The sequence below is a fragment of the Enterobacter sp. K16B genome (assembly GCF_020216105.1).
Lineage (GTDB): Bacteria > Pseudomonadota > Gammaproteobacteria > Enterobacterales > Enterobacteriaceae > Enterobacter > Enterobacter sichuanensis.
Map to the genome: position 1 here is coordinate 1 of NZ_JAIWJZ010000184.1, position 201 is coordinate 201.

Sequence of the window (201 nt, forward strand, 5' to 3'; positions counted from 1 at the left end):
CCCGTCGCCGCGCCGCTGATCCCGCCGCTTGGAGTACGATTATCGCAATAACCTGGTGCGGGAAGAACGGGACGATAACCCGTTTAACTGGAACCGCTGGCAGTACGACAGCGCCGGGGCCTGCTCGCTCAGGACGGCTCGCTGCCCGGTCAGGAGCAGTGGCACTGGGATGCGGCTGGTAACCCGTTAGAGGGCGCTGGA

General features: G+C 65.2%; 1 pseudogene. It reads left to right on the forward strand.

The annotated features are described in order from the left end of the window. Positions 1–201, forward strand: a pseudogene (locus LDK53_RS22395) (RHS repeat protein); the annotation flags it as partial.